At 29.6% G+C, this 20,839-nt stretch carries 19 protein-coding genes and 1 other annotated feature; of the genes, 17 read left to right on the top strand and 2 right to left on the bottom strand.

Annotated features, from left to right (window positions below; genetic code table 11):
- Positions 1–49: 49 nt before the first annotated feature.
- Positions 50–376, bottom strand: a complete 327-nt coding sequence (locus HMPREF9629_RS12715) for a transposase (RefSeq protein ID WP_009524537.1) — start codon at positions 374–376, stop codon at positions 50–52.
- A gap of 236 nt (positions 377–612) precedes the next feature.
- On the opposite strand from HMPREF9629_RS12715, the gene cbiD reads away from it, so the two are divergent.
- The 6 genes from cbiD (at position 613) to xseB (ending at position 5,264) form a co-directional block, all read left to right on the top strand.
- The gene (gene cbiD / locus HMPREF9629_RS01475) at positions 613–1,749 is read left to right on the top strand and encodes a cobalt-precorrin-5B (C(1))-methyltransferase CbiD (protein WP_009524538.1); all 1,137 of its coding nucleotides are present in this window, start codon (positions 613–615) and stop codon (positions 1,747–1,749) included.
- A 188-nt stretch (positions 1,750–1,937) separates the two neighbouring features.
- A complete protein-coding gene (locus HMPREF9629_RS01480; RefSeq protein ID WP_009524539.1) occupies positions 1,938–2,648 on the top strand; it encodes a YebC/PmpR family DNA-binding transcriptional regulator in 711 nt (236 codons plus the stop codon).
- A gap of 133 nt (positions 2,649–2,781) precedes the next feature.
- Positions 2,782–3,108, top strand: coding sequence for an Asp23/Gls24 family envelope stress response protein (locus HMPREF9629_RS01485; RefSeq protein WP_009524540.1), 327 nt, complete (start codon positions 2,782–2,784; stop codon positions 3,106–3,108).
- 1 nt (position 3,109) lies between these two features.
- The gene (gene nusB, locus HMPREF9629_RS01490) at positions 3,110–3,757 is read left to right on the top strand and encodes a transcription antitermination factor NusB (protein ID WP_009524541.1); all 648 of its coding nucleotides are present in this window, start codon (positions 3,110–3,112) and stop codon (positions 3,755–3,757) included.
- Positions 3,754–4,935 carry an exodeoxyribonuclease VII large subunit gene (gene xseA, locus HMPREF9629_RS01495; RefSeq protein ID WP_009524542.1) on the top strand — a complete coding sequence of 394 codons (1,182 nt, stop codon included), beginning with the start codon at positions 3,754–3,756 and terminating at the stop codon, positions 4,933–4,935. Before nusB ends, xseA begins: the two co-directional genes overlap by 4 nt.
- Before the next feature lie 137 nt (positions 4,936–5,072).
- Complete coding sequence (gene xseB / locus HMPREF9629_RS01500; RefSeq protein WP_009524543.1) at positions 5,073–5,264, top strand: exodeoxyribonuclease VII small subunit; 192 nt, start codon at positions 5,073–5,075, stop codon at positions 5,262–5,264.
- A 165-nt stretch (positions 5,265–5,429) separates the two neighbouring features.
- Here the strand turns inward: xseB and HMPREF9629_RS01505 are convergent, their stop codons facing one another.
- Positions 5,430–6,164, bottom strand: a complete 735-nt coding sequence (locus HMPREF9629_RS01505) for a hypothetical protein (RefSeq protein WP_242821994.1) — start codon at positions 6,162–6,164, stop codon at positions 5,430–5,432.
- 734 nt (positions 6,165–6,898) lie between these two features.
- Here HMPREF9629_RS01505 and potA point away from each other — a divergent pair.
- From potA to HMPREF9629_RS01560, 11 genes are all read left to right on the top strand, one after another.
- Positions 6,899–7,954, top strand: a complete 1,056-nt coding sequence (gene potA, locus HMPREF9629_RS01510) for a spermidine/putrescine ABC transporter ATP-binding protein (RefSeq protein WP_009524545.1) — start codon at positions 6,899–6,901, stop codon at positions 7,952–7,954.
- Entirely contained in the window at positions 7,947–8,789 is an 843-nt protein-coding gene (locus HMPREF9629_RS01515) for an ABC transporter permease (protein ID WP_009524546.1), read from the top strand. Before potA ends, HMPREF9629_RS01515 begins: the two co-directional genes overlap by 8 nt.
- Positions 8,783–9,580: an ABC transporter permease gene (locus HMPREF9629_RS01520; protein WP_009524547.1), complete on the top strand. Its 798-nt coding sequence runs from the start codon at positions 8,783–8,785 to the stop codon at positions 9,578–9,580. Before HMPREF9629_RS01515 ends, HMPREF9629_RS01520 begins: the two co-directional genes overlap by 7 nt.
- A gap of 32 nt (positions 9,581–9,612) precedes the next feature.
- On the top strand, positions 9,613–10,668 hold the full coding sequence (locus tag HMPREF9629_RS01525; RefSeq protein WP_009524548.1) for an ABC transporter substrate-binding protein: 1,056 nt from the start codon (positions 9,613–9,615) through the stop codon (positions 10,666–10,668).
- Between the two features lie 192 nt (positions 10,669–10,860).
- The gene (locus HMPREF9629_RS01530) at positions 10,861–11,865 is read left to right on the top strand and encodes an ABC transporter ATP-binding protein (protein ID WP_009524549.1); all 1,005 of its coding nucleotides are present in this window, start codon (positions 10,861–10,863) and stop codon (positions 11,863–11,865) included.
- On the top strand, positions 11,865–12,806 hold the full coding sequence (locus HMPREF9629_RS01535) for an ATP-binding cassette domain-containing protein (RefSeq protein WP_009524550.1): 942 nt from the start codon (positions 11,865–11,867) through the stop codon (positions 12,804–12,806). The genes HMPREF9629_RS01530 and HMPREF9629_RS01535 overlap by 1 nt, the downstream gene beginning before the upstream one ends.
- Positions 12,806–13,768: an oligopeptide ABC transporter permease gene (gene opp4B / locus HMPREF9629_RS01540; protein ID WP_009524551.1), complete on the top strand. Its 963-nt coding sequence runs from the start codon at positions 12,806–12,808 to the stop codon at positions 13,766–13,768. The genes HMPREF9629_RS01535 and opp4B overlap by 1 nt, the downstream gene beginning before the upstream one ends.
- Before the next feature lie 10 nt (positions 13,769–13,778).
- On the top strand, positions 13,779–14,720 hold the full coding sequence (locus tag HMPREF9629_RS01545) for an ABC transporter permease (RefSeq protein WP_009524552.1): 942 nt from the start codon (positions 13,779–13,781) through the stop codon (positions 14,718–14,720).
- Positions 14,721–14,929: 209 nt separating this feature from the next.
- Positions 14,930–16,771, top strand: a complete 1,842-nt coding sequence (locus HMPREF9629_RS01550; protein ID WP_009524553.1) for an oligopeptide ABC transporter substrate-binding protein — start codon at positions 14,930–14,932, stop codon at positions 16,769–16,771.
- A gap of 397 nt (positions 16,772–17,168) precedes the next feature.
- Positions 17,169–19,193, top strand: a complete 2,025-nt coding sequence (locus HMPREF9629_RS01555; protein WP_009524554.1) for a diguanylate cyclase domain-containing protein — start codon at positions 17,169–17,171, stop codon at positions 19,191–19,193.
- Between the two features lie 443 nt (positions 19,194–19,636).
- Complete coding sequence (locus tag HMPREF9629_RS01560) at positions 19,637–20,410, top strand: sulfite exporter TauE/SafE family protein (RefSeq protein WP_009524555.1); 774 nt, start codon at positions 19,637–19,639, stop codon at positions 20,408–20,410.
- Positions 20,411–20,571: 161 nt separating this feature from the next.
- Positions 20,572–20,814, top strand: a binding site (T-box leader).
- Positions 20,815–20,839: the final 25 nt, after the last annotated feature.

The raw sequence follows: 20,839 nt of genomic DNA on the forward strand, positions 1-20,839 counted from the left end.
ACCTGAATGGACAGCTCTATAAATAGTGTTATATTGAAATACTAAAAGGTTAGTTTTTTCTTAACTTTTGCTCTACCTTGATATTTTGCTCAGGAGTCCACATTAAGTCAAGTCTATCAATAACGTAGTTTTTAGCTTGTTCATTAGATTGTAATATAGCTTTTTTACCACATTTAGATTTTCTTTTAAGATACTTTTTTTGAGCATGATGAGCGGCATAAGAACCGCTAGCATATGAATTACGATTAAATTCACGAGATATGGTTGAGGGCGAGCGAACAAGTATACGTGCTATAGCACGTATACTTATACCTTGTTCTAACATAACTCTTGACTTTTCTCTTTCTTCTATGCTAAGATGAGTGTAATGACTCATAAAATATCAACTCCTTGTATTTTATTTTCGCAAACTCTATTATACAAGTTTTTGTTTTATGAGTCATTATTTTTTTATTAGGTGTTGCACTTATATTGTAAACCTAAAATATTTTTTATAATTACAGGGAAATATATTTTAATTAATTTTAAATTCATTGGTTTTATCGTATTAAAAAATTTTTGTTTTCTTTGTATCTGATTGGATATTAGTATTAATTTAAATAAGAGGAAAAAATGGACAATTCAATCAAGAAAAACCTTGAAGAATTTTACGAAAATCAACTTGGATATGTGGATTCAAATGGAAAAAAACTTAGACGTGGAATAACAACAGGTACAGTTGCCACAGCAGTTTCAAAGGCAGGAGCCTTATATTTTTTAGAACAAAAAGAGTTAAAAAGTATAGAACTTACATTGCATGATAACAAAAATATACAAGTATTATTGGAAAGATATGAAATAAAAAAAGATGAGGTAACAGTATATTCACGAAAATACGCCGGAGATGATATAGATGCAACAAATCTTGCGCTTATATATGCAAAAGTGAATAAGAGAAACGATAAAAATATAAATATAACAGGCGGAAAAGGTGTAGGTGTTGTAACACGAAAAGGACTTGATGCAAATATAGGTCAAAGCGCTATAAATTCAAAACCTAAAGAAAATATTATAAGAGAGATAAAATCTATAACCGATATGGGATTTGACATAGAAATATGTGTGGAAAACGGAGAAGAAATAGCGAAAAAAACTTTTAATGAAAGACTTGGAATAATAGGAGGAATATCAATAATAGGCACAACGGGTATAGTTGAACCTATGAGTGTAGAAGCCATGAAATCATCCATATCAAAAGAAATAAATGTAAAAGTTCAAAACTCTGATAATATTGTACTTGCATTCGGTAATATGGGTGAAAAAGCATTGAATTTGATGGGCATATCATCGGAAAAAATATGTATATGCAGTAATTATATAGGATATGCATTGGAACAGATAACTACTTATAATCATATAAAAAAAGTTTTGATAGCCGGAAATTTCGGTAAAGCAGTAAAATTGGCAGGTGGAATATTCAATACGCACTCACATATAGCAGATGCAAAAAATGAAATAATTGTAGCAAATCTTGCTTTGATGAAAGCACCATATGAGCTTTTAAATTTGGTTATAAATTCCAATACTACGAGACAAGTAAATGAATATATAAAAGAATACAGTTTTGAAAAGGTATATGACATATTGGCGCAAAAAGCGTCTCAAAAATGTGAAATATCCACAAAAAATCAGTTTAAAACATATGTTTTAATGCTCGACTATGATAATAACAAGTTGAACGATTTGACAAATATTGACGATTTTAAGTAATATTTGTATAGTTATATATAAACGATAGTTTTATTAGATTTATAATATTTTTTAAGTCTATACTTTAATAAACTCTCATTTCATAATTATAAAAAATAAAACTGTCACCTTTAACAAACATTTTACAACAAACTTATTTTATGGTAAAATTGCTATTGCAATAATTTTATTTTTAGGGAGGTAATATAGTGGGTCGTTTACACACTATCGAAAACAGAAAAGGCAAACAAGATGCCAAAAGAGCAAAAATATTTACAAAATATGCAAGACTTATAGCAGTTGCTGCAAGAGATGGAGGAGCAGACCCTGAATATAATGCGGCACTTAAAAATGCAATAGATAAAGCAAAATCTGAAAATATGCCTAACGATAATATAGATAGAGCAATTAAAAAAGGTGCAGGCGGTGGAGAAGGAGATAATTACGAATCCATAGTATATGAAGGTTATGGTCCTGGAGGAGTTGCTATGATAGTAGAGACTCTTACAGATAACAAAAACAGAACGGCAGGTAACGTGAGACACTACTTTGATAAAAATGGCGGTAACTTAGGAACAACAGGCTGTGTATCATTTATGTTTGAGAGAAAAGGCGAAATAATAATAGAAAAAAATGACAGCATAAATGAAGATGAGCTTATGGAAGTATCTCTTGAAGCTAATGCTCAAGATTTTGTTACAGAAGAGGACTGTTACGTTATATATACTGATGCAGCAGATTTTCTTGAAGTGAAAAAAGCATTGGAAAGTAAAAACTATGAGTTTGTATCGGCAGATGTAAAATTGATACCTGCAAATTATACAACTATAGATGAAAGTAATGAAAAAATGATGGAAAAATTATTGGACTCATTGGAAGATGATGATGATATCCAAAATGTATTCCACAACGCAAAATAACATAATACTCAATTTTAAAAATATAATATTCAGCTTCAAAATCACATCATATTTTGGTGTGATTTCAGTTGTTTTATAATAAAATTTTTAATGTCTTTTAAGTGTGAAAAATCAAAAAAAGGAGGCATAAATAATGATAAATACAGATTTAGGAGAAGTAAAGATATCAAGAGAAGTAATAAACACTATTGTAAGATTAGCTATGAGCGAACTTGACAGTGTCAGCAATATACCAAAAGATGCTACAAAAAAAATTCATACTAAATTACCAAAAGTGGAAATAGAAAATAATGAAGTAAAAGTCAATGTATATGTAAGTTTTTATTATGGAACTGAAATAAAAAAAGAAGTGGAAAAATTACAAGAAAATATAAAAAATTCAATAGAGACAATGGTAGAGCTTAAAGTATCCGCTGTAAATGTATATGTATACGATATAATGCCAAAGGAAGAAAACTAAGATGCAGCTTGAAGAAAAAAATATACAAGATATAAAGAAGAAAATGACAAGAAAGACACAAAGACAGACAGTTATGAAGATAATATATCAGATGAGCATAACCGGAGATTATTCAAAAGTTGACAACATATATGTAGATTACAGAAAAAAAGATGAAAACAAAGAGATAGATGCGAGCAATATAGAGGATTTTGATAATATAGACCATATAAAAAAATTAATTTCAGATTTTTCGGCTTCTCATATAAAAGATGATTTTGATATTGAAGAAATATCGTCAAATGACGGCAAGATATTGTACAAAAATAGCGGAAGAAATGAATATTTTAACGAGAGTTTGGAAGAGTATGATGAGATAGATTATCTTAAAAATATGATGGATTTGTTCATAAAAAATAGGCAACATATAGATGAACAGATAGAAAAACTGCTTTTTAACACTTGGAAGATAGGAAGGCTTTCAAAGATAGATTTAGCTATACTTAGAACAGCTATATTAGATATAGAATATATGAATATACCTTATAAAGTTGCTATAAATGAGGCTCTTAATATGGCAAAAGAATATTCAGATGAAAAATCTTCAAGCTTTATAAACGGTGTATTAAAAGAATATGCACAAAATTCTGATAGAGAAATTGAAAAATGAAATTAAAAACTTTAACAGTATCACAAGTCAATGATTATTTGGCAAATTATATAGGCACCAATCCTATATTTTCAAATATGTCGGTTGGAGGAGAAGTTTTCAATCTCAAAAAAACCGGATATGGATATACCTTTTTATCGCTTAAAGATGATGAATCAAAGCTAAATGCAATAACATATTTGGAAAAATTTGATGTTCAAGAAGGCGATTTTATAACTGTAAGTGGAAAGATAAGTTTTTATAAAAAAAGCGGAACATATTCTATAATAATAAACAGTTATGAAAAAAGAGGGCAAGGGAATAATTATGAACAGTTTAAAATATTATATGAAAAATTGGAAAAATTAGGTTATTTTAAATATGAATTAAAAAAACCTATAATAAAATTTCCTCAAAAAATAGGTATCATAACTTCTGCAAAAGGAGCTGCTGTAAAAGATATAATATCTGTGATAAACAGAAGATATCCTAAAGTCACACTTATTATTTATGACTCAAAGATGCAAGGAATAGATGTTGAAAATAATGTAGTTCAAGGAATAAATACTCTAAGTGATTTAAGTGTAGATACAATAATAATATCAAGAGGCGGCGGAGATACAGATGATTTAAGCGTGTTTAATTCACAGCTTATTGCAAAAGCTGTATTTGATTGCAATGTGCCGATAATATCGGCTATAGGCCATGAAATTGATTATGTGATATGTGATTTTGTTGCAGATATGAGAGCGCCTACGCCTTCGATAGCAGGAGAATTATCAGTACCTAATCTGCAGGAAGTATATGATACAATAGATAATTTTGAAAAATCAATCAATATTTCATATAAAAATATAATAAATCTATATAATTCAAAGATTAATTCATATAGGTTTTTGATACAGAGCAATACACCATATCAAAAGATAAATCAAAAAAAGTTATCATTATTAGAGTTGACATCATTTATAGAGCAGGCTTATAAAGATAAAATTCAAAGTTATAAAGATAGACTTTTTTATATGAGTTCCATTTTGCAAGAAAATAACTACAACAATATATTGTCAAAGGGTTTTGCACTTGTAGAAAAGGGCGACAGATTCATAAAAACAACTGAAGATTTGGCATTAGGAGATAGGTTGACGATTAGATTAAAAGATGGAAATGTAAGTGTATTAGTGGAAGAATTTAAGAGTTAATAGAAAATATTTTATGTTTGTTTTTTAGAATTTATCAGATAAGCAAAATCTTAAAGTAAAAAGGATAATAAATATTATTCGTTGATTAAAGAAATATCAGTATAAAATAGATGCAGATTTGTTAAGGAAGAAAAAATATGCCGAAAAAAACAAATGATTTTGAAAATAATGTATTGAGATTACAGGAAATATCGGAAAAAATATCTATGTCAGACATATCACTTGAAGAAGCGTCAAAGCTTTATGAAGAAGGTATGAAACTGAGCAAGATGTGTAAAAAATATTTAGAAGAAAAAGAATTGATAATAGAAGAAATAAATAAAAACTAAAAAACATATCACTTCGTTGGTATGTTTTTTAGTTTTTATACTATTCTCTAATAAAATTATGGACAATTTGTATAATTATATAACATTAGTACACATAGTCTACAGGAAAAATTAATTATTATGTTTTTCTATTATTCTATTAATTTTTAGTGTAAGAGAGTAGTATCAGTCAGTTATATTTATTACTTTCTTTATAAAATCAATATATTTGTCATTATGTTCTAAAAACTCCTGAAGATGTGTCATTCCTTTTTTTATATAAATGTTTGATTTATTGTAATGTAATTTTATATAATTTATGGATTTTTTGGAGAAGTCATTTTCGCCATATCTTATGTATAGTTTTTTCTGCCTGATTTCCTGTATTTTTGGAAAATTAAATCTTATAGTATCCTGTATTATATATTTTAAAGATATTTCATCGAATTTGTCTACCATATTTAAGAATATATCCACATTATCTCCTAATGCCGTTTTTAATATATCTTTATATTCATTTGCATAAGAGTTCGAATTTGCTCTTTCTTTTAAAAATACGGATGTTATAAATTTTTCTTTTATAAGACCAAGATCAAGCATAGGGGTACTGTCCAATATGCAATAATCAAATTTTATTTTATTATTTGCATATAATTTGATTGCTGTCATTCCGCTAAGCGATAGCGAAAATAAGATTTTAAACCCTGTAATGTTTTTTTCAGATAACAGATTTTCTATCTTTATAGCATTGTTAAAAGCACCTTTATAAGAAATTTTACCATCTTCATATTCTAAATTTATAATGCAAAATGAATAAGTTTGTTTTAAATTATCTACCAAATTATCAAAAATACTTTTTTCAAAGCCTATAGGGCAAATTATCAAAATTTTAGGAAGATTTACATTTCCTATGAAATCCATAAACATATTATCTCACTTTCCAAATTAATGTAATGTCATAAAATAAGCGTGTTATTGATTTTTATAATTTTTTATACTCATTTTTTTAATGTATATTACTGACACTTTTACGATTTAATACCGGTATTCATTTAGTTAATGTATAGAATATAGTGTATATTTTTTACTTTTAATAAATATGCTTTATTTAGCAATAAACTTTTAAAAACAAGAATATTCATTATAGTATTAATTTTTAGTATAAATTAACAGTATAATACAATCATTATATAAAAATATATCATATATTAAGAAAATTTTATATATTTTTTGAGAAAATTATTATTGAAGTTTAAAAAATTTAACAATAAAAAAATGATTGACAAAACCTGTGTCAACAATTAAAATTGTAATAAATATGGAATGCACTTTTTCTCCTCTTTTATAAAGTGCACAAATGTTTAAAATTCAGTGAAAACTGGTTTTTCATTTGAAACGGTTTTAAAATTTTTATGATTTTAAAACAAAATTTTGTAAAATATGCTATATTTTACTTAATAGTTAGTTAATTAATTAATCATACAAGACGTTTTAGAAAATTATAGTTTTTAATGGGATTGCTTGTAATACTGAGCATATAACAAAATTATATGCAGTTTTTTAAGAATTTAATTTTTTAAAATGTTTTTTATTGTTTTGACGGCTAAGTTTATATGATTTATTAATTTTCAAGATTAAATCAAGGGGGTAGTTGGTTGGCGAATATAATAATAGACTTAAAAGGTATATCCAAATCGTATGACGGCAAAGATGCTTTGAAAGATATTAATCTCTACATCAGGGAAAATGAGTTTATAACTCTTTTAGGTCCGAGCGGATGTGGTAAAACTACAACGCTTAGGATTATAGGCGGTTTTGAATATCCTGATAGTGGCGATTTATTTTTTGCAGGAAAAAAAATAAATGATCTTCCGCCTCATAAAAGGGCAATAAACACAGTATTTCAAAAGTATGCACTCTTTCCTAATATGAATATATATGAAAATATTGCTTTTGGACTTAAATTGAAAAAAGTTGATAAAGCAGTTATAGATGAGCAAGTACAAAAAATGCTGAAATTAGTAGATTTAAAAGGTTTTGAAAAAAGATCTATACATTCTTTATCCGGAGGACAGCAACAAAGGGTAGCAATAGCAAGAGCACTTATAAATAAACCTAAAGTTCTATTACTTGATGAGCCACTTGCTGCATTGGATTTAAAGCTTAGAAAAGATATGCAATATGAACTTAAAACTATGCAAATGGAGCTTGGAATAACATTTATATATGTTACTCATGACCAAGAAGAAGCACTTACAATGTCGGATACCATAGTTGTTATGAATCATGGGGTTATACAGCAGATAGGTACACCGGAAGATATATATAATGAACCTAAAAATAGGTTTGTAGCCGATTTTATCGGAGAAAGCAATATAATAGACGGAGTAATGCTTAAAGATTATCTTATATCTTTTAACGGTGCTCATTTTGCCTGTCTTGATAAAGGTTTTAGAGATAATGAAAAAGTGGATGTTGTTATAAGACCTGAGGATATAAGTATAATAAAACCGGAAAATGCAAAAATAACAGGTAAGGTTACAGATGTGGTTTTCAAGGGTGTGCATTATGAAGTTATAGTTGTAGATGAAAATACTAATTTTGAATGGATGATACATACAATACATATAGCTAAAGTAGATACTACAGTAGGACTTGAATTCATTCCCGATGCTATACATGTAATGAAGAAAGGGGCTGAAGATGAATAAAAAAAGTCTTTTGAGTACTCCTTATATACTTTGGACATTATTATTTACTGTTATTCCGCTAATAATAATATTTGTATTTTCTATAAGTTCATCTAATCAAATAGGAAAAATTTCTTTTAATTTTACAATAGATAAATATAAGCAGTTTTTTGAACCTATATATATTGATGTATTTTTTCGCTCTGTGAAACTGTCTTTATATTCTACGATTGTATGTCTTATAGTAGGGTATCCTGTAGCATATATAATAGCAAACAAAGGATTGAGAATCAGAAATTTTTTGATAATTTTTATATTGTTGCCGCAGTGGACCAATTTTTTGTTGAGAACATATGCGTGGATGTCTATACTTAAAGATAACGGACCGATAAATTCTTTTTTATTAAGAACAGGTATTATAAATGAGCCGCTTACACTGTTATATACTGATGGTGCTGTGCTTATGGGTATGGTATACAATTTTTTGCCATATATGATATTACCTATATATACTGTTATTTTAAAAATTGATAAAAATTATATAGAGGCTGCAAGAGATTTGGGCGCTAATACAGTTACAACGTTTCGAAAAATAATATTTCCACTAAGTATGCCGGGTGTGGTTTCCGGAGTTATAATGGTATTTATGCCGGCAATATCCACATTTGTAATATCGGACTTATTAGGTGGAGGACACAGTATGCTTATGGGAAATCTTATACAAAATCAATTCTTGGCGGCAAGAAATTGGCAGTTCGGTTCTGCAATTTCTATGATATTGATACTTATAATATTAATATCAATGCTTCTTCTCAATAAATATTCAGGTGATGATACAGGAGGGGCATTATGGTAAAGAAAACTGATTTATTTTCAAATATATATTTGTTTTTTGTACTATTGTTTTTATATTTACCCATAGTTGTACTTATTGTATTTTCATTCAACAAGTCTAAATATGGGGGAATCTGGACAGGATTTACATTAGACTGGTATAAACAGTTGTTTAAAGACAAGTCGATAATATCATCGCTTTACAACACATTTTTTGTAGCTGCTGCCTCATCAATAGTATCTACAATAATAGGAACCTTAGCATCTCTTGGAATACAGTCTATGAGATCAAATTATAAAAAAGCTATGATGAATTTAAGTTATATATCTATGATAAATCCGGATATAGTAATAGGTGTATCGTTAATATCATTTTTTTCGTTGTTCAAGTTTTTAAAATTAGGCTATGTTACGCTCATACTTGCACATATAACTTTTTGTTTACCATATGTGGTTTTTGCCGTATTGCCTAAATTACAACAGCTTAATCCAAATCTTTCGGAAGCTGCTCAAGATTTAGGTGCTACACCTATACAGACATTTTTTAAAGTTGTATTGCCTGAGATAAAACCTGGAATTTTAAGTGGAGCGCTTATGGCGTTTACGCTGTCACTCGATGATTTTATAGTCAGCTTTTTTACAACAGGTTCGGGAATAGCTACTCTGTCAATAAAAGTGTACTCTATGACAAAAAGGGGTGTATCACCTAAGATAAACGCACTTACAACACTTATGCTTGTAGTTATAATAGCACTTATGATAGTATTACAGATCAGAACGAATAAGATGGAACAGGAAAAAAATAAATTATAAAGTATTATTAAAAAAATAGAGGAGGTAGAGATTTGAAAAAAATCTTTATATCAATTTTGATATTAACATTATTTTTAACAGGGTGTTCGTCTAACAATAATGATGATGGAGCAAAAAAATCTGATATAACATTAAATGTTTACAACTGGGGAGATTTTATAGATCCTGATGTTATTAATATGTTTGAAGAAGAAACAGGTATAAAAGTAAATTATGAAAATTTTAACAATAATGAAGAATTATTGGCGAAGATAGAGGCAGGCAGTACAAATTACGATGTTCTGTTCCCTTCAGACTATATGGTTGGAATAATGAGAGAAAAAGGATTGTTGCAAACACTTGATTATAGTAATATTCCAAATGCCAAGTATATAGACGAAAGATTTACAGGTCTTAATTATGATCCTAAACAGGAATATAATGTACCATATATGTGGCAAACAGTAGGTATATCTTATAATTCCAAGGTTGTAACTGATCCTGTAGACTCTTGGGATATATTGTGGAATGAAAAATATAAGAGAAATATAATAATGCTCGACTCATCGAGAGATACAATAGGTATAACTTTAAAAAAATTAGGATATTCTTTAAATACAAAAGATGACAAGGAACTTGAAGAGGCAAAGGAAGAACTTATAAAACAAAAAGAATTGGTAAATTCTTATCAAGTAGATTACTATAAAACAGCTTTAATAGGCGGAGAAGCTGATATGTCTTTGGCATGGTCCGGAGATGCAATGTATATAAAATCTGAAAATCCCGACTTTGAGTATTCCATACCTAAAGAAGGTACTAATGTATCTATAGATTGTATGGTTATACCTACACAATCACAACACAAAAAAGAAGCGGAAATGTTCATAAACTTTATGAATAAGCCGGAAATAGCGGCTAAAAACGCTGAATATATAAAATATTCATCACCAAACTTGGAGGCCATAAAACTTTTACCTGAGGAAGAGAGAAATAATCCTCAAATGTATCCGGAAGGTTCAATAGAATCTTTGGGAGAGATATTTATAGATTTAGGAGATTATAATCAGGTATATGATAAGATATGGACACAAATAAAAACAGCAAATTAGAATTATTAAATGATTAAATATAAATGAAACTGTAAGTAAAAAATGCAATATAATTAATGATATGTAAGAGTAAGTTCATTATTATATTGCATATTTTTTTAAAATAAAGTAAAATGTAATGCGGACATAAAAAATATTTATAAAATTTTTATTTTATATATTCACTAATAAAAATTATACAGTAGGTGAAAAATGGGAGAAAAAACAGCTTTATGCGAACTTAAACATCTTCACACTGCATTTAGAATAAAAGACAGCTATTATGATGCGGTTGACGATGTAGATCTTACTATATATTCAAATGAGGTACTTGCTATAGTTGGAGAATCAGGCTGTGGCAAAAGTACACTTGCTACGACGATAATGGGCTTACATAATCCGAATTATACAAAAGTATCCGGTGAAGTGCAATTTGAAAATCAGAACATATTAAATATAAGCGAGGATGAATATAATAAGATAAGGGGCGGAAAAATAGGGATGATATTCCAAGATCCTTTATCCGCATTAAATCCTCTTCAAAGAATAGGTAATCAAATAGAAGAAGCACTTATATACCATACAGATTTAGATTCCGACAATAGAAAAGAAAGAGCTTTGGAACTTTTAAAAATGGTAGGGATAGAAAATCCGCAAAGAATATACAGACAGTTTCCTCATCAATTATCAGGAGGTATGCGTCAAAGAGTTATAATAGCTATAGCACTTAGTTGTAAACCTAAACTTGTAATAGCGGATGAGCCGACAACGGCATTAGATGTGACTATACAAGCGCAGATATTGGACTTGCTGACTAATTTGCAAGAAGAAATAAAAGCTGGAATAGTTCTTATAACACATGACCTTGGAGTGGTTGCACAAATGGCTGATAGAGTTGCCGTAATGTATGCAGGTCAGATTGTCGAGCTTGCTTTAAGTGAAGAATTATTTTCCAATCCGCTTCATCCATATACGAGAAGTTTGTTAAATTCCATACCGCAAATGAATTCGGAAGACGGAAAAGACTTGCACGTAATAGAAGGAATGGTTCCCTCGCTTAAAAATTTACCAAGAAAAGGTTGCAGATTTGCATCAAGAATACCGCATATATCGGAATCATCTCACGAAAAAAATCCTGTATTACATGAAGTAAAACCGGGGCACTTTGTTAGGTGTACTTGTTGGAAAGACTTTTATTTTAAAGAGGAGGATAATTGATGAGCTTACTTGAAATAAAAGATTTAAAAGTGCATTATCCTATTCGTGGAGGATTTTTTAATAAAATAATAGATCATGTTTATGCGGTAGATGGTGTAAATATGATAGTAGAAGAGGGAAAAACATATGGACTCATAGGAGAAAGCGGAAGCGGAAAATCTACCGTCGGAAAAACTATTGTGGGCTTGGAAAAAGCAACGTCAGGACAAGTTTTATACAATAATGAGAATATATTAAATTCCGAAGTAAGAAAAAAAATAAAATATAACAGAGATGTTCAGATGATATTTCAAGACTCTATGTCCAGCTTGGATCCTAAAAAAAGAGTGATTGATATATTGGCTGAACCAATCAGAAATTTTGACAAACTTGACAAGAGAGCAGAAAAATTAAAGGTGTGTGAATTGTTGGAGATAGTAGGTATGCCGATGGACTCCATATTCAAATATCCGCATGAATTTTCAGGTGGACAAAGACAAAGATTAGGCGTAGCGAGGGCTATTGCCTGCAAACCTAAACTTATAATTGCTGATGAACCTGTATCGGCACTTGACTTATCGGTTCAGGCACAGGTATTGAATTATCTTAAGCAAATTCAAAAAGAATTCAACCTTTCATATATATTTATATCTCATGATCTCGGTGTAGTAAAACATATGTGTGATTATATCTACATAATGCACAGAGGACGTTTTACTGAAACAGGAAATAAGGCAGATATATATAAAGATCCGAGACATATATATACTAAAAGACTTATTGCATCAATACCTCAGATAAATCCGAGTTTAAAACATGAATTGAAAAAGAACAGGCAAAAAGTCGATGCAGAGTTTGAAAAATATTACGATGAGTATTATGATAACTGCGGAAGAGTATATCCTTTAGAAAAAGTTGGAGAAACTCATTATGTAGCGATGAAGAAGGGAGAAAATAACTGATGTGGAAGACGATATTTCGCAGAATACTTATAATGATACCGCAACTGTTTGTACTCAGCATATTGGTATTCATATTGGCAAAGCTTATGCCGGGAGATGCACTTACGGGTTTATTAAACCCTAATATAGATCAAAATGTAGTTGAGCAGCTTAGAATACAGTCAGGATATTATGATCCGTGGTACATACAATATGGAAGATGGATTACAAAAGCGATGCAAGGCGATTTTGGAATGAGTTATAATTATAAACTTCCTGTTATGTCGGTAATAGGTGTGCGTGCCATGAACAGCTTTGCACTTTCATTATTCGCAATTATAATAATGTATGCGGCATCTATTCCAATCGGTATTTTCGCAGGTAAAAACCAAGGTAGCAAATTTGATAAAACAGTTGTGTTTTTTAACTTTTTCATATTTGCAATACCTTCGTTTGTAATGTACTTATTTTTCATTTTGATATTCGGATATAAACTTAAATGGTTTCCTACTATAGGCTCGGTATCATCGGATGTTGTAAAAGGCACATTTGCATATTATATGAGCAAGTTACATCATATGATAATGCCTGCCGTATGTATAGCGATAATAAGCTCTGTAAGCACAATACAATACCTTAGAAATGAAGTAATAGATGCAAAGACGCAAGACTATGTAAAAACAGCAAGAAGCAAGGGTGTACCTATGCAAAAAGTGTATACTTATCATATATTCAGAAATTCTCTATTACCTATAGCCGCATTTTTCGGTTTTCAAATATCAGGATTGCTTGGAGGTTCTGTAATAGCCGAATCAATTTTTAATTATCAAGGTATGGGTAAATTTTTCTTAGAATCAATACAAACTCGTGATTTCAGTGTTGTTACATCTTTAATATTAATTTATGGTTTTTTGTTTTTATTAGGCTCATTGATATCCGATATAACAATGAGTATAGTAGATCCGAGAATACGAATAGAATAGAGGTATAGCAGTGGAGAATATACAAAATAAAAAAACGGATATAGAAAAACAATTGGAAATATTAGAGATAAATCAGAAAAAAGAAAACCCTATGGGATTTGCAGTGATACTTAGAGAGTTTAAAAAAGATAAACTTGCAACTATATCGTTTTGGATAGTGGTGTTGCTTATAGCTTTTGTATTTATAGCTTCAATGTTTATAAATATGAAAGAGCTTGGAAGAGTAGATATATTAAGAAAATATGATGTTCCATCGTTTAATAATTTTTGGGACGTATTAGGTAGAGATGCCGGCGGTAGAAGTATAATAGGATTGCTGATAGTCGGAGCAAGAAATTCTTTGATTGTAGGTTTTTCTATAACTATACTTACCTCTACAATAGGACTCTTTGCAGGGCTTTGTATGGGATATTATGGTGGAAGAGTTGACTCTGTTTTGATGAGGATAGTAGATTTTATAGGTATATTACCTACAATGCTTATAATAATAGCATTTGTATCAATAATACCGACGTATAACTTATTTTCATTTATATTTATTATGACAGCATTTTATTGGACAGGAACAGCAAGATTGGTGCGTTCAAAAGCACTTTCTGAAGCAAGAAGAGATTATGTAAGTGCTTCTAAGACAATGGGAACAAGCGATTTGGAAATAATGTTTAAAGGAATATTACCTAACATATCATCAATAATAATAGTAGATGCAACATTGGCATTAGCTGGAAATGTAGGAATAGAAACGTCACTTAGTTTTTTAGGATTCGGTTTGCCGGCTTCTACACCTTCGTTAGGTACCCTAATAGCATATGCTTCAAAACCTGAAATCATACAATATAAATTGTATGTTTGGCTACCTGCGGCTATATTATTGCTTGTGATAATGCTTTGCATAAATTATATAGGACAGGCTTTAAGACGTGCGTCAGATGCAAAACAGAGATTAGGTTAATAATAAACAAGTTTTTATTATAGTTATGTATATATTTTTTTATATTTTAAAGAATATTAGATAATTTTTTAAGTTTATCAATACATATATTTCAAAGACAGCGTTTTTTATTTAATATACAGGTTTTTGAGGATGAATTTATACTATTATTAAATAAATATGTACAAAACTATTTAAAATATAATTAAAAAAAGGAGAGGAATTTAGTAATGAAGAAAAAATGGTTCAAAGGCATAGCGACAGCTATTGCTTTAACTATGACATTGACAGCTTGCGGTAGCCCAAGCGCTACACCTGACAAAAAAGAAGAAACTGCTGACAAAAAAGAAGAAACTGCGAAATCAAGTTCTTCGATAGAAGAAAAATATCCGGGACTCATTGAAAATGAGGGAGAGGCAGTAGACGGAGGTACATTAAAAGTAGGTCTTGTATCAGATTCACCGTTTAAAGGAATATTTAACGGATACTTATATACTGATAATACCGATAATGTTATTATGAAGTATACTATGGATGGAGCTTTTCCTATAGATGCAGACTTCAAACTTATAGCTGACAGTGATGAAACTCCTATAAAATTAAATATAGACAAAGAAGCTAAAACAGTAAGTTACACTATAAATCCCAAATTCAAGTGGTCAAACGGAGATCCTGTTACAACAGCAGATATAGTAAAATCTTATGAAATAGTGGCAAACCAACAATATATAATGGCCGCTAAATCTGCAAGATATGACTCGGATATGAAAGTTATTGAAGGAATAGAAGACTATAACGAAGGAAAAGTCGATAAGATATCAGGACTTGAAGTAATAGATGATGCAAATATGAAGATACACGTTAAACAGCTTACACCTAATATGTTATGGGGCGGAGGATTTGTATCAGAATTTGTGAATGCAAAACAATATGAAGGCATTGCGATGGATAAAATAACAGAGTCCGATGCACTTAGAAAAAATCCGTTATCTTATGGACCATATGTTATAAAAGATATAATTCAAGGTGAAAAAGTTATATTTGAAGCAAACCCTTATTATTATAAAGGCGAGCCGAAAGTTAAAAAAGTTGAGATAGAAATAGTACCTCCATCTCAACAAGTAGCTGCAATGCAAGCCGGGAAATATGACCTTTTATTTGAAGCACAGGCAGATGTGTTCCCTCAATTAGAAGAGCTTGACAATATAAAAATAGCTACAAGAATGGATTTGTATATGTCATATCTCGGATTTAAACAAGGAAAATGGGACTCATCAAACAATAAAGTAATAGCAGATCCTAATGCCAAAATGAATGATGTAAATCTTAAAAAAGCAATGGCTTATGCAATAGATAACAATGCTTTGGGAGAAAAATTCTATAATGGCTTGAGATTCAATGCAGTAAGCCCTATACCTCCTGTATTTTCAACTCTACACGATCCTGAGATGACAGGATATGAATATGATTTGGAAAAAGCTAAATCATTACTTGAAGAAGCAGGATATAAAGATGTAAATGGTGACGGTGTAAGAGAAGGAAAAGACGGAAAAGAATTTAAAATAAACTTTGCAATGATGAGCGGTTCAGAAATACAAGAGCCGTTATCACAATACTATATGCAACAATGGAAAGAAATAGGATTAGATGTAGAATTGGTAGATGGAAGATTATTAGACTTTAATATATTCTATGACAGATTGACAGCTGATGATCCTGCAATAGATGCATTTATGGCTGCGTTCGGCTTGGCATCAGATCCTAATCCTTCAGGGCTTTACGGTTCAGAAGCGCCATTTAATCTATCAAGATATACATCACAAACTTTAGATGATTCATTAAAAGCTTTAGGCACGGAAGAAGCTATGGATCCTGAAAAGATGCCTGCACTTTATCATAATTTTGAAAAAGTGTTCTTCGATGAAGCACCATCTATACCTCAAACAAATAGAGTTGAATTTTTACCTGTAAATAAGAGAGTTAAAATGTATAACTTCAGACATGACGATGCGAGCGGTTTTGACTGGTCTAAGGTAGAGCTTACGGCAGCTGAGCCTATAGCAGCAAAATAATAAAATTCAAAAAAATCTAAAAATAAATTTTTGAAAATGAAAATAAATATAAAAAAGAGATATTACCTTGTGTACTATCTCTCTTTTTTTAGTAAAAATACTATATTTTTAGAAATTAAATAGCAATATTATATGTTTTCTAAAAATATGTTGTTTCATAATACTTTTTGCACATTAACTACTTTTAAAATCAAGACTATAGGCATATTTATTTATTTTGTAAAGTAATTGAAAAAATATATTATTTTTTTATAATTTATGGTATACTTTATTCGAGTTATTATATAATAGATTAATTTGTAAATAAAACTAAAGATTTAGATTTTTTATTCATTTATAAGATAAAAATATAAGATAAAAAAACTATTGCTGTATATTAAAGGAGAACTGAGGTTTTATGCAAGGCGTATTGGAATTTATTATAAAAATCGGTTTTATAGTATCAGTTATGTTATTATCAGGTTCGATAAATAATCGTATAAAAAAAAGAACGTTAAATTCAATAATCCAGGGAATAATGTTTGCAATAGTAGTTATTATTGATATGTCTGTACCTTTCATTATGATGAACAGCAAAAGTAATTTTGATGTAAGAGAAGTTTTGATAAATATTTCGGGTATATTCTACGGACCGCTCGGAGGAGGAATAACTTCGCTTATTGCACTTATATTCAGAGCATATAGAAAAACCAACGGAACCATACCTGCACTTGTAAATATCGTTTTGGCATATATATTTACTGTGATTGCTTATAAGAGAACTAAGGGCAAAAAAGCTTCTTCAAGAGATATATTTATATTATCATTTTTAACTAATTTTACAAGCATCATTGCTATACTCGTAAATCCGAAAAATAGAAATGTTGAGAGTATACCGCTTTATATAGCCATAACGATAATATATCCTATTGCAACGGTAATATCTGCGGAGATTATAAACAGTATAAATTTAAAAAATCATCTTATGAAAGAACTTATAGACAGCGAGGAAAAGCTGCAATTACAAAACAAAAAGTTGCAAGATAAAGTTATAGAGATAAGAAATAAGGAATATTTGTTGAAAAAGAGCGAGGAAATGTTCAAAAATATATTTTTCAATTCTTCGGACGCATCTTTTGTTTTGGATAAAGCTGTAATAATTCAGGCAAATAGAGAGAGCGTATATCTTTTGAATTATGACAATAAAAAAGAACTTATAGGCAAATCCGTACTTGATTTTTTCTATGACAATCAAAAAGAAGAGTTCTTACAAATATTAGAAGAAGTATTAAGTAAAGAGGACACAAAAAAATGTGAACTTCTTATGAAGGATAAAAACGGTATTGACATAGATGTTGAAATAACTATAAGTAAAGTGAACTTCTCTAATAAAGATTTTGCCTATATGTCTTTTAGAGATATAAGGACGAGAAAGTCTAAAGAAAAAGAGCTTGTAAAAAAATCTCAGGTTGATGTGCTTACAGGAGTATATAATAGATTATATCTTAATGAGTATGTGATAAATCTTATGCCTGAACAATATCCGATAGGAATTGTTGTGGCTGATTTGAACGGACTTAAATTGATAAACGATTTTTTCGGGCATAGTAGAGGAGATACAGCTTTGGCTGATACCGCATCAGTATTATCTAAAATGACACCGAAAAACGGATTCGTAGTGAGAATGGGTGGAGATGAATTTACAATTGTTTTGAATAATACATCTAAAGAAGAAGTAGAGTCTTTTATAAAAAATACATTAAACGAGTTTAAAAACAAAAAAGTTTTGTATGGGGAACTGTCTGTGTCTATGGGAGCGGACGTATCTTATAATGAAAACGAAGACATTGTAAAAATAATGAATGTGGCAGATAAAGAGATGTATGAGATAAAAATACTTGAAAGTCAAAAATTTAAAGAGAGATTTTTGGAAATAATTTACAACAGATCTCTTGATAATAACAGATTTAAGAAAACTTATAAAAATTGCATAGAAGAATGTTGCAGAAAACTGGCATATGCAATTGATCTTGATGAAACAACTATGGAAAATCTGATGTTGCTGACAAAATATTATGATGTAGGAGATATTTATTTGGAGAGTAAATCATTTGAAATAGGAACATTTGAAAACACATACAACCTTGCCAAACAAATATCAAAGACAATGGATATATCACTTGCGATATTATATTTTATGGAAAATTGGAACGGTAGCGGAAAATATCGTATAAAAGGGGAAGATATACCTCTTATATCAAGAATACTTCGCATAGTTAACGACTATTATTATGAACTGGATATTGCTCACAATGATAATAGGATATTGTCAGATACTGATGAGAATGATGTTGCCGTTGAAAAATTGCAACGAAAAAAAGCCGAGTTTTATGATCCGTATTTATTGGACATTTTTATGAATTTAGAAAAAGATTCCAAATAAGATTATATAAAAAACGCATTGGAAATAATCTATGTGTTTAAAAGGAAAAAATTGTAATAAGCCTGAAAAGTATTGTATCTTTTACTCTTCGGGCTTATTGTCCTGATACATTTATTTTATTGACAATGTCTGTACTTATTTTCAATAGAATAATAGATAGTTTATATTAAAAAGTCTATAAATAATGCTGTATTTTATTAAATTTACAAAGCGTTATTCTTCTGCAATTATATTGAGTTTTAGTATTATAGTGATATTCGTTTAATTAATGGATAAGATGTATATAAGTTTTTTTATTTTGACTATATTTAATTTTACTTAGCTAATAAATTCTTAAAAACAATAATATCAATTATTATATTAAATTTACACAACTTTTCTGTTGTTGTATCGAATTTTAGTATAATATAAGTTTTCTATAAATATTTTTTAAGGAGATTATTATGGTTGCAACTCATTTACTTGCTATATTGTGTTTTTTGACATTTCTTGCAGGATTTATAGATTCTATTGCAGGAGGTGGAGGACTTATCTCTCTACCGGCATATTTATTTATAGGCTTACCGATACATAATGCGATGGCATGTAATAAATTTTCAGCAGGCATAGGTACAACTTTTTCTACATTCAGATTTTTTAAAAATAAGGTGCTCGATTGGAAAGTGGCATTGGTATCAGCTATAAGCTCGTTTACCGGATCATCTATGGGTACGAATTTGGCTTTATTGATAGACGAAAAATTGTTGAATAAAATATTTGTGTGTGTTTTACCTGTAGTTGCCGTGTTTATATTATTAAAAAGGGATTTTGGAGATGAAAACAACTCTGATTCAATACCAAAAGTAAAAGCTTACATATTAGCATTTGTAATAGGGATTATAATAGGATTTTATGATGGACTTATAGGCCCCGGAACAGGGACGTTTTCAATAATAGCGTATTGCTTGATCATGAAGTATGATTTAAGGACAGCGTCCGGTAATGCAAAAATGCTTAATTTTGCATCTAATTGTGCTTCTCTTATAGCATTTATATACTCAGGCAAAATATTATATTCCATAGCAATTCCGGCTGCAGTATCGGGGATAGTAGGTAATTATATGGGAGCAGGTTTTGCAATAAAAAAAGGAGCAAAATTTATCAGACCTATGATGATAGTTGTAATAGTATTACTGTTTGCCAAAATGTTTTTAGATATTTTTGGGAAGATGTTTTAGTATTATTTATATTTTTAAAAAGAAAAACAGCAAATTATATTAAGACAAATAATAAATTAATTTTCAAATATTTTTATGATATTATTGTAAAATCTTAAAAAAAACTTAAATATTTATTGACAAAATAAATTTATTATTGTATTATTTTTTAAAGCAAAAGAATAAAGACTTTGAAAAAGAGAAAGATATCAAGTATACTTACAGAGAGCCGTATCAGGTGAAAGTCGGCAGTTTAACGAGATATGTAATATTCACTTTTGAGTTCCCGGTTTTAAAGCATTAGCGAGTAGAATTGGGCGGAGGCTTACCGTTATATAAGCGGAAATTGATGGATTTCTTTAAGCGATGAATTTTATAATTCATAATTTGGGTGGTACCGCGGAGATTGTATCTTCGTCCCTATGTATTTGATTACATATGGACGGAGAT

This window comes from Peptoanaerobacter stomatis, assembly GCF_000238115.1.
Classification (GTDB): Bacteria; Bacillota; Clostridia; order Peptostreptococcales; family Filifactoraceae; genus Peptoanaerobacter; species Peptoanaerobacter stomatis.